This window comes from Xenorhabdus aichiensis (assembly GCF_028598775.1).
GTDB lineage: Bacteria > Pseudomonadota > Gammaproteobacteria > Enterobacterales > Enterobacteriaceae > Xenorhabdus > Xenorhabdus bovienii.
The window spans coordinates 1-9,200 of record NZ_JAQRFO010000079.1 but is presented as its reverse complement, the minus strand read 5'-3'; the positions used below and the strand labels follow the sequence as shown (position 1 = coordinate 9,200).

Below are 9,200 nucleotides of genomic sequence, written 5' to 3'. Positions count from 1 at the left end.
ATATATTTTATTATTTTTTGACGTTAATATCCGCACGAAAATAATAATATAAATCACTTGGCAGATAGGGTTTTGATATACGTTTTTTATTTTATTATTCTAAATTTAAACAATAAAGTGTAAGCTGTAATAAAGCTAATCTGTAATTATATCAATTTGGAGCCGAGAAATATTATGTATACAGGAATTGTACAAGGTAAAGAGAGTGTATTGTCACTCAATAAAAATAATGGTTTCAGCACACTGACCGTAAGTAATCATAATCGTTTTTTTGCCGGTGTTTCTGTGGGCGCCAGTGTTGCCATCGATGGTACTTGCCTGACCGTCACCGAGTTCACCGATGACCGGGTTTCTTTTGATATCTCCGATTTTACCGCTGATAGCACAACGTTAAAGTTACTCACCGTTGGGGATGAGGTTAATGTTGAAAGATCACATCAGATGAATCAAGAAAATGGTGGGCATAGCCTATATGGGCATGTTGAAGGGATGGCCGAAGTCATTGAATTTATGCCAACAGGTGAAACTTATCGGTTGGTTATCCGAATTCCTCAAGACAACATTAAGTATTTCTTCCTGAAAGGTTTTATTGGTCTTCATGGTTGTAGTTTAACCATCAATGGCATTGATGAAGAGAATAAAACCGTCGCCTTGAACCTGATTCCAGAAACATTAAGAATGACCAATTTCAACAAGATCAAAGCGGGTGATTTCCTCAATTATGAAATCGACCAGATGACCAGAACCATTGTAGATACATTAGCCAGAACGTTATTGAAGAAATAAAAATAATTGCTGGAACTAGAATAGGAAGTGGTAAATTATCTTCAAAACTACCACTTCCTTGAATTCAAAACGTCGAATATCACAAATCAGCTTAATTTAATTTTTGCCCATTCCAAACCGCTTTGGTACTCCGCAGGCAGTAGGGGGATCAACGCCTGTAACGTTGTTTGCAATGCGCCCTTGTCTGCATGAGTCAGATTTAAGTGCCCAACTTTGCGCACTGGGCGGACTTCCTTTTCATACCAATGCAAATGTACCAGAGGCAAACCGAGCCATTCTGGATTGAGCTCCGTACCGATCAGATTGATCATCACAGAGGGCGCCATCATTTCTGGCTGAGGCATCGGAAGATCAAGGATCGCACGCAGATGCAGTTCAAACTGGCTGATAGAAGCGCCATTTTGTGTCCAGTGGCCGCTATTGTGTACCCGGGGTGCCAGTTCGTTGATCAATAATTTATCGCCAACAATAAAACATTCCATCGCCATGACACCGATATAATTCAGGTGATCCATGATGGCAGACAGCATTTTTTCTGCCTGTTGCTGTAACTGATTATCTGCGTTTGGTAAGGCAACGCTGGTGCGCAAAATACCTTCCTGGTGCAGATTATGCGTCAGTGTATAAAATACGGATTGGCCTTGAGCATTGCGGGCACCAACCAGTGAAACTTCTCCTGAAAACGGAATGCCTTGTTCCACAATACACTCACCGTAAATTTCGGCAGGTAATTCCGCTTCATTACCCGGTAGAATGCGCCATTGCCCACGTCCATCATAGCCGCCGGTACGGCGCTTGACGATAATAAAATCACCTAACTCCGCAAACAGTTGCGGCCATTGGCTGGGATCGGACAGTAATCGCCACGGTGCTGTTGCCAAACCCAAACTATCCATGAGCTGTTTTTGTGGCAGGCGATCAGCCAGCTGGGGGAAAATATCACGGTTGATGAAAGCCTTATGATGGGCGAGTTCGCGGGTTAATGCCGTTTCGGGCCAGCGTTCAATTTCTGCGGTGATGACGCTGCTTTGGTATGGCACTGATTCAGGTTCGGCATCCAGCCCAACCGGATAGACAGCGATCCCCAATGGTTCGCCTGCCTGACGGAGCATCCGACCCAACTGACCATTACCCAATACGCAGACTGGTTTCATGCACCCTCCCGTGGATCTGGATTATCCAAAACATCTTGTGTTTGTGCCGAACGCCAGTCTGACAAACGCTGAAACAGCACATCATCATGTAGTGCCAGCACTTGCGCTGCCAGTAACGCCGCATTTGCTGCCCCGGCTTTTCCGATGGCCAGCGTACCAACGGGGATGCCTGTTGGCATCTGTACGATGGAGTAGAGACTATCAACTCCGCTGAGTGCGGCACTTTGCACAGGAACACCAAAGACCGGAACCAATGTTTTGGCTGCCAGCATACCCGGCAGATGTGCTGCCCCGCCTGCGCCTGCGATAATCACGTCATAACCGTTTTCTTTGGCTTGCTCGGCAAAATGAAAAAGTTTATCCGGCGTTCGGTGTGCCGAAACGATTTCAACGTGAAAAGGAATATCGAGCGACGTCAAAATATCGGCGGCATGTTGCATTGTCGTCCAGTCACTTTTTGACCCCATGACAATGGCGATTTTGGCGTGGTGTTGCATTGAAGTTGCAGAAATAGCGGTTGCGGAATCAGGGCGGGCCGTCATAAATCAGATGCTCCTGTATTGGGTGTCCACCAGAACAAATCTATATTGAGAAGGCGGATCATATCATGCGAATAGCACAAGGAAAACGTTTGCGTTATTTGATTTGTCGATCTTTCCAGAAATACACAGTCAGAATCAGAAAGGGAAAAACATCAGTTCAATCGACGTTTCCGTCACTTTGAACATTGAACCTTGATGATGCCATGCACCCAGAACACCGCGATGTACGATTTTATCTGCGACCTGAATATCATGTATTGCAGGACGGTGAGTATGGCCGTGGATCATCCAATCAACCTGATATTTTTCAAAATGTTCAATCACCGCCTGTTGATTGACGTCCATGATCGATTCGGATTTCTGGCTATTGGCGTATTGGCTTCCGGCACGCATTTTGGCTGCGATTTTCAGCCGGATAAATAAAGGCAGAAGTAAAAACAGCCGTTGTACCCACGGCGTATGTACCCGCTTACGATACTGCTGATAACCTGTATCATCTGTACATAGCGTGTCGCCATGCAGGATCAGAATACGCTTACCGTATAATTCCAGCACCTTTTCCTGTGGTAGCAGGATCAGACCGCTCTCTCTGGCAAATCGGGAGCCCAGCAGAAAATCACGATTGCCATGAATGAAATAGCAGGGAATACCTTTTTGTTTCAGCTCATTGAGTGCTTGGGCAATTTCATTGTGCAGGGAATTGGGGTCATCATCGCCAATCCAGTAATCAAAAAAATCACCGAGGATATATAAACTCTCGGCAGAAGTAGCCTCTTCACGTAAAAAACGCAGAAAACCGGCAGTAATTGCCGGTTCTTGCTCACTGAGATGAAGATCTGCAATAAACAGCGTACACATGTAATGATTGATTACTCGCTGATAGTGACACGTTCAACGATCACATCTTCGTTTGGTACATCTTGGTGCATCCCGCTGCGGCCAGTGGAAACGCCCTTGATTTTGTCAACCACATCCATACCTTCTACTACTTCGGCGAATACGCAGTAACCCCACCCGTCTGGACGTTCTGAACGGAAATTCAGAAAATCGTTATCAACAACGTTGATGAAGAACTGGGCAGTTGCAGAATGTGGATCATTGGTACGTGCCATTGCGAGAGTGCCACGGGTGTTTTTCAGGCCATTATTGGCTTCGTTTTGGATAGGTGCTTTGACCGTTTTCTGCGTCATACCGGGTTCAAAACCACCACCCTGAATCATGAAGCCATTGATGACCCGGTGAAAAATCGTATTGTCATAGAAACCTTCACGGCAGTAATTCAAGAAGTTTTCAACAGTTACAGGCGCTTTATCAGCGAAAGTGTTAATCACAACATCGCCAAAGTTGGTATGAAAAGTCACCATAATAGAAATCCTAATAATAGTTTTGATTGACCCTATTTTCTAGGGTGTTCGGAACATCCGCTGTTATATCATATCTGTGATCTTGAGTCAGTACTCTGCAAGCGTCGGTGAACAAGGTCGCTCGCGGCGCTTGCAAAGCGTTGCATATCAAGGTGAAATATCTCATCTGGCTTTTCATATTCTAGTTTATTTATATCGCTGATAAAGAAGCCTATAATCAGCGGATTCGTTCGCTTTTATTACACGTACGTCACTTTTTACGGAAAACCCACCGATGCTAAAAATTTTCAATACTCTCAGTCGCCAAAAAGAAGAATTTAAGCCGATCCATGAAGGGAAAGTGGGCATGTACGTGTGTGGCATCACGATTTATGATCTGTGTCATATCGGCCACGGTAGGACTTTTGTTGCATTTGATGTCATTGCCCGTTACCTGCGCTATCTGGGCTATGATTTAACCTATGTCCGTAATGTCACTGACGTGGATGACAAAATCATCAAACGTGCCACTGAAAATAATGAAAGTTGTGATGCACTTACCACACGTATGTTGTCCGAGATGCACAGCGATTTTGATGCGCTGAACATCCAGCGTCCAGACTTGGAGCCGCGTGCCACTCAGCATGTGACTGAAATTATTCAGATTGCTGAAAAATTGATCAACCGTGGGCACGCTTATGTGGCTGATAACGGCGATGTGATGTTTTCGATTGATACCAATCCTGATTATGGCCTGCTGTCACGTCAGGATCTGGAGCAGTTACAGGCGGGAGCGCGCGTCGAAGTTGCTGATGTAAAACGTAATCCAATGGATTTTGTGCTGTGGAAAATGTCCAAGCCGGGTGAGCCTAGCTGGGAATCGCCGTGGGGTGCTGGTCGTCCGGGCTGGCATATTGAGTGCTCTGCTATGAACGGCAAACAACTGGGACATCATTTTGATATTCACGGGGGGGGTTCAGATCTGATGTTCCCACATCATGAAAATGAAATTGCACAATCTACCTGTGCTCACGATGGCCCTTACGTGAATTACTGGATGCATTCCGGCATGGTCATGGTCGATAAAGAGAAGATGTCTAAGTCATTGAGCAACTTCTTTACTATCCGTGATGTACTGGAATATTACGATGCTGAAACCGTGCGCTACTTCCTGTTGTCCGGCCACTATCGCAGCCAGCTGAACTACACGGAAGAGAATCTGAAACAGGCACGTACCGCTCTTGAGCGCCTGTACACGGCATTGCGCGGCACAGATAAATCGGCCCAGCCTGCGGGTGGCGAAGTATTTGAAGCGCGTTTCACTGAAGCAATGAACGATGATTTCAACACACCGGAAGCTTATTCCGTACTGTTTGACATAGCTCGTGAGATCAACTGCCTGAAAACTGAAAATCGGGCAGCGGCTAACGGTCTGGCTGCTGAACTGCGTAAACTGGCAGGAATTCTGGGGCTGCTGGAACAGGAACCTGAACAGTTCCTGCAAGGAGGGGCTCATGTGGATGATGATGTTGTCCAAATCGAAGCATTAATCAAGCAGCGTAACGATGCCCGTACAAACAAAGAGTGGGCGTTGGCAGATGCTGCGCGTGATCAGTTAAACGCGATGAGAATTGAGTTGGAAGATGGCCCACAGGGAACGACATGGCGTCGCAAATAACCCATTTTAAATGGGTCACTGATTGATAAAATAACTGGAAACCGCCCCATCAGTGGGCGGTTCGTCTTTTAGCACTTTTTTATCACGATAATCATTTTAGTGATAATGAATTCTGTAGAATAAAAATAGGCAATTCTATCGACGGGTATTCAAATGTTCAGAATAAAATGTATTTCCTGGGTGATAGGTTATTTTTCCTGAATAAGCATCTTTTTTCATACAGACAAAAGAAGAATGTCTCAGGTGTTCTGGGATTTGGTGTTTACTATCACTGGTGGTGAGATTAAGAAGAGAAATTATTACTTTACGCTTGGAATTACTCAATTTATGAGGCATACCCAACAACCGTCTTGCAGCTCTATTACTTAACATAATCAACGCCTTTTCAGTTGTACGTGAGTTTATTAGTATAGCAACTTGTTAGAAAAGCAATACATTGTGAGGTTGATTATTTATCAGGATATCGCTTGTATCACATTTCCTGAGAATAAAACCGGATGAATCTACTATTTCCCCGTCTCACATTGCTGTGGTATTTATTCTTGATTTTGTATTTTTTGGGATTTCTATTTTATTTATTCTGGATCTTAATCTAATAATATGAATTAAAATCAATATGATGTTGATATTTCCTATGATTTTTACTTTTATTAATTATATTTTTAAATAAAAAACTGTACCGTGGATGTATAAAACATTGAGGGTACAGTTTTTCAGAAGAGCATTAACGGTGATGCAATATCACGAAATTACGCTTCAACGCGCACCGATTGGCCGTTAAAGGCCACGGCTTTACCAGCGATAATTTTGCAGCGCTTGCGGGTTTCAACCTGGTCATCAACTTTAACCAAACCTTCCGCAATCATCGCTTTTGCCGCAGCACCACTTTCACACCACCCTTGAAGTTTCAGTAGATCGCACAGCTCTACATAAGGGTGTCCATCTAAACAAAAAATTTCCATCAGTATCCTTTGGTTTTATCTACATCATGATATTCCTCGCAAGCCTGCAAGGTATTTTGAATCAATGTTGCGACGGTCATCGGGCCAACTCCACCCGGAACAGGAGAGATCCAACTGGCGCGTTCGGATGCACTATCGAAATCCACATCGCCAATGACTTTACCATTTTCCAGACGATTGATGCCGACATCAATCACAATAGCGCCGGGTTTAATCCATTCGCCGGGAATGAAATTCGGTTTACCGACCGCTACGACCAGTAAATCAGCTTGTTCAACATGCTGGCGTAAGTTTTTGGTAAAACGATGCGTCACCGTCGTGGTACAGCCAGCCAACAGCAGTTCAAGGCTCATTGGACGCCCAACGATATTGGAAGCCCCAATGATGACAGCATGCAGCCCGTAGGTGTTGATATTGCAGCGCTCAAGCAGCGTCACGATCCCGCGAGGAGTGCAGGGGCGCAGCTTTGGAGCACGCTGGCACAGGCGGCCAATATTGTAAGGGTGGAAACCATCCACATCTTTATCAGGATGAATGCGTTCCAGTACTTTGACATTATCAATGCCGGCAGGCAGGGGAAGTTGAACTAAAATGCCGTCGATTTCCGGATCTTCGTTCAGGTTATCAATTAGGGAGAGTAATTCGGTTTCGCTGGTGATGTCTGGCAGGTCGTAAGAGCGGGAAGTAAAACCGACTTCCTCACAGGCACGGCGTTTGCTCGCGACATAAATTTGGGAGGCCGGATTTTCTCCGACTAAAACAACGGCAAGACCTGGAGCACGTCTTCCAGCGGCGACTCGTTGCCTGACTTTTTCTGCAACTTCGCTTCTGATTGTCTGCGCAATCGTTTTCCCATCAATAATTTTTGCTGACATGTATTTAAGATTCCATCATCGAGTATAGGAATAGGCGCTATTTTGTCAGAACATGAATCGTCTGTCAGTTTTATTGGTAATCATAAAATAAGCATATGAACGAAAAGCCCATTGACTCAGCCCAGTATGCACGTATAATCCCGTCCACATCAACGCATTAACGTGTTTTCATCTCGTATGCGCCCTTAGCTCAGTTGGATAGAGCAACGGCCTTCTAAGCCGTAGGTCACAGGTTCGAATCCTGTAGGGCGTACCATTAAAAATCAAGCACTTACCCCTATTTTGCAATTACAATTTTTCCTGACTGGGACGGATTTGGGACGAGACTTCCAAAAAGCTCATCAATTTGACGTGCGTGTTCCGTCAAATGATTAGGCGCTAAATGAGCATATCGCCTCACCATTTCGATTGATTCCCATCCGCCCATCTCTTGCAAAATTGACAATGGAACGTCTGACTGAACCAGCCAGCTAGCCCACGTATGCCTCAGATCATGGAAGCGGAAATCTTCTATTCCGGCTCGCTTTAATGCGGAGTTCCATGCTGTGTTATCATCAACACGCATCTTTCTGATATTAGGCATTACTATTCCATCGGGATTAGTTGATGGTTTAGTATGGACGAACACCCACTTATTATGATTTCCTATTTGGGCACGTAACACCCTGCAAGCGGTTTCGTTTAGGGCTACCCCTATAGCCCTAGCCGATTTGCTTTGATCTGGGTGTATCCATGCTACTTGTCTCTGCATATCAATTTGAGACCATTCAAGATTGATAATGTTTGAGCGCCTTAATCCCGTTGCCAGTGCGAACTTGACGATTGACTGTAAAGGTTCGGGGCATTCATCAACTAATCTTTGGGCTTCGTGAGGCTCTAACCATCTGACACGTTTATCTCTGACGGCTGGAACCTTGATCACGGGTGCTTTCTCTAACCATTTCCAATCTCGTTCAGCCGCCTTTAGCAGAGACTTCATCAATGCTAAATGCTTTGCCTTGGTCGCTACCGAGACGGGAACTTCTGTATATGCAGGGACTTCTTTTCCTTTTTTCTGGGCGGCTTTAACTCGACTTTCCCAGCGTTGTTTGGTCTTGCGGTTCCTCATCTTGCTGATTGCCGTATAAATTCTGGCTTCGGTGATATCCTTTAGTCTTACTCCTTCGAAGTATTCCAACCAGAACGCCATACGGCCTTTATCATCATCCAATGATTTCTTATCAGCTTTTTCCTCGATCCATCGCAAGCACGCCTCATCAAAGGTTACATCAGGGAAATCACCCAACCTTTCTATGCGCCATAACTCGGCCTTTCTTCGGTCGTGCAACTCCTGAGCTTGCTTTTTGTCCGTTGTCCCAAGAGACTCTTTAATTCTTTTGCCGCTTGGCGTCGTGTAGTTCCCATACCACGTATTTCCTCTACGGAAGATTGACATTGTTTATCTCCTTTTTCTGTCGCATCTACCGCGCTCACAATCACAGTTTGGATCGGATTGTTGATTGCTGCAATACATGCGGCGCGTGTAAATAAATAAGGTGAGTTTGGCTTGGTGGGGTTCTTCTTGGTGTAGGCTATTTTACCTATCTGACACCATAGGGATAATGTGTCCACATCAATCCCTATGAGCGCTGCCGCTTTCTTTCTGGATAAAGTTATGCTTTCTGTCTCATTATTATCAGTGATGAGCCTCATTGCTTCATCTCCTTATCAATCATATCTACGTAGTATCGCAGCCACATCACAGGCAAGAATTTGCTCTTTTGATGTGGCGACATAGCGGTTTCAAATCGGGGTAGGTACTGAGTGAGTATTGTTGCGGTTTGCTGGCCTGTTCGTTTTTTGTGCTTTTTGAGTTCAGTT

General features: G+C 44.9%; 10 protein-coding genes and 1 tRNA gene. 3 read left to right on the top strand and 8 right to left on the bottom strand.

Annotated elements, in window-relative coordinates; translation table 11 throughout:
• Positions 1-174 precede the first annotated feature (174 nt).
• Positions 175-786, top strand: coding sequence for a riboflavin synthase subunit alpha (locus PSI22_RS20420; protein ID WP_273581340.1), 612 nt, complete (start codon positions 175-177; stop codon positions 784-786).
• 86 nt (positions 787-872) lie between these two features.
• Here the strand turns inward: PSI22_RS20420 and purK are convergent, their stop codons facing one another.
• From purK to ppiB, 4 genes are all read right to left on the bottom strand, one after another.
• A complete protein-coding gene (purK, locus tag PSI22_RS20415) occupies positions 873-1,940 on the bottom strand; it encodes a 5-(carboxyamino)imidazole ribonucleotide synthase (protein ID WP_273581339.1) in 1,068 nt (355 codons plus the stop codon).
• Positions 1,937-2,482 (bottom strand): 5-(carboxyamino)imidazole ribonucleotide mutase, encoded by a 546-nt coding sequence (gene purE, locus PSI22_RS20410; RefSeq protein ID WP_273581338.1) that lies wholly within the window; start codon positions 2,480-2,482, stop codon positions 1,937-1,939. The genes purK and purE overlap by 4 nt, the downstream gene beginning before the upstream one ends.
• A 135-nt stretch (positions 2,483-2,617) precedes the next feature.
• Positions 2,618-3,340: a UDP-2,3-diacylglucosamine diphosphatase gene (gene lpxH / locus PSI22_RS20405; RefSeq protein ID WP_273581337.1), complete on the bottom strand. Its 723-nt coding sequence runs from the start codon at positions 3,338-3,340 to the stop codon at positions 2,618-2,620.
• 11 nt (positions 3,341-3,351) lie between these two features.
• On the bottom strand, positions 3,352-3,846 hold the full coding sequence (gene ppiB / locus PSI22_RS20400) for a peptidylprolyl isomerase B (protein WP_273581336.1): 495 nt from the start codon (positions 3,844-3,846) through the stop codon (positions 3,352-3,354).
• A gap of 274 nt (positions 3,847-4,120) precedes the next feature.
• Between ppiB and cysS the strand changes: the two genes are divergently transcribed.
• Entirely contained in the window at positions 4,121-5,503 is a 1,383-nt protein-coding gene (cysS, locus tag PSI22_RS20395) for a cysteine--tRNA ligase (RefSeq protein WP_273581335.1), read from the top strand.
• A gap of 135 nt (positions 5,504-5,638) precedes the next feature.
• Here the strand turns inward: cysS and sra are convergent, their stop codons facing one another.
• The 3 genes from sra to folD form a co-directional block, all read right to left on the bottom strand.
• Positions 5,639-5,875 (bottom strand): stationary-phase-induced ribosome-associated protein, encoded by a 237-nt coding sequence (sra, locus tag PSI22_RS20390; RefSeq protein ID WP_273581334.1) that lies wholly within the window; start codon positions 5,873-5,875, stop codon positions 5,639-5,641.
• A gap of 377 nt (positions 5,876-6,252) precedes the next feature.
• A complete protein-coding gene (ybcJ, locus tag PSI22_RS20385; RefSeq protein ID WP_038181623.1) occupies positions 6,253-6,465 on the bottom strand; it encodes a ribosome-associated protein YbcJ in 213 nt (70 codons plus the stop codon).
• Entirely contained in the window at positions 6,465-7,340 is an 876-nt protein-coding gene (folD, locus tag PSI22_RS20380) for a bifunctional methylenetetrahydrofolate dehydrogenase/methenyltetrahydrofolate cyclohydrolase FolD (protein ID WP_273581333.1), read from the bottom strand. The genes ybcJ and folD overlap by 1 nt, the downstream gene beginning before the upstream one ends.
• Positions 7,341-7,519: 179 nt before the next feature.
• Here folD and PSI22_RS20375 point away from each other — a divergent pair.
• Positions 7,520-7,596: transfer RNA gene (locus tag PSI22_RS20375), tRNA-Arg, on the top strand.
• 21 nt (positions 7,597-7,617) lie between these two features.
• On the opposite strand, the gene PSI22_RS20370 is transcribed toward PSI22_RS20375, so the two are convergent.
• Complete coding sequence (locus tag PSI22_RS20370; protein WP_273581332.1) at positions 7,618-8,775, bottom strand: tyrosine-type recombinase/integrase; 1,158 nt, start codon at positions 8,773-8,775, stop codon at positions 7,618-7,620.
• Between the last annotated feature and the right edge of the window lie 425 nt (positions 8,776-9,200).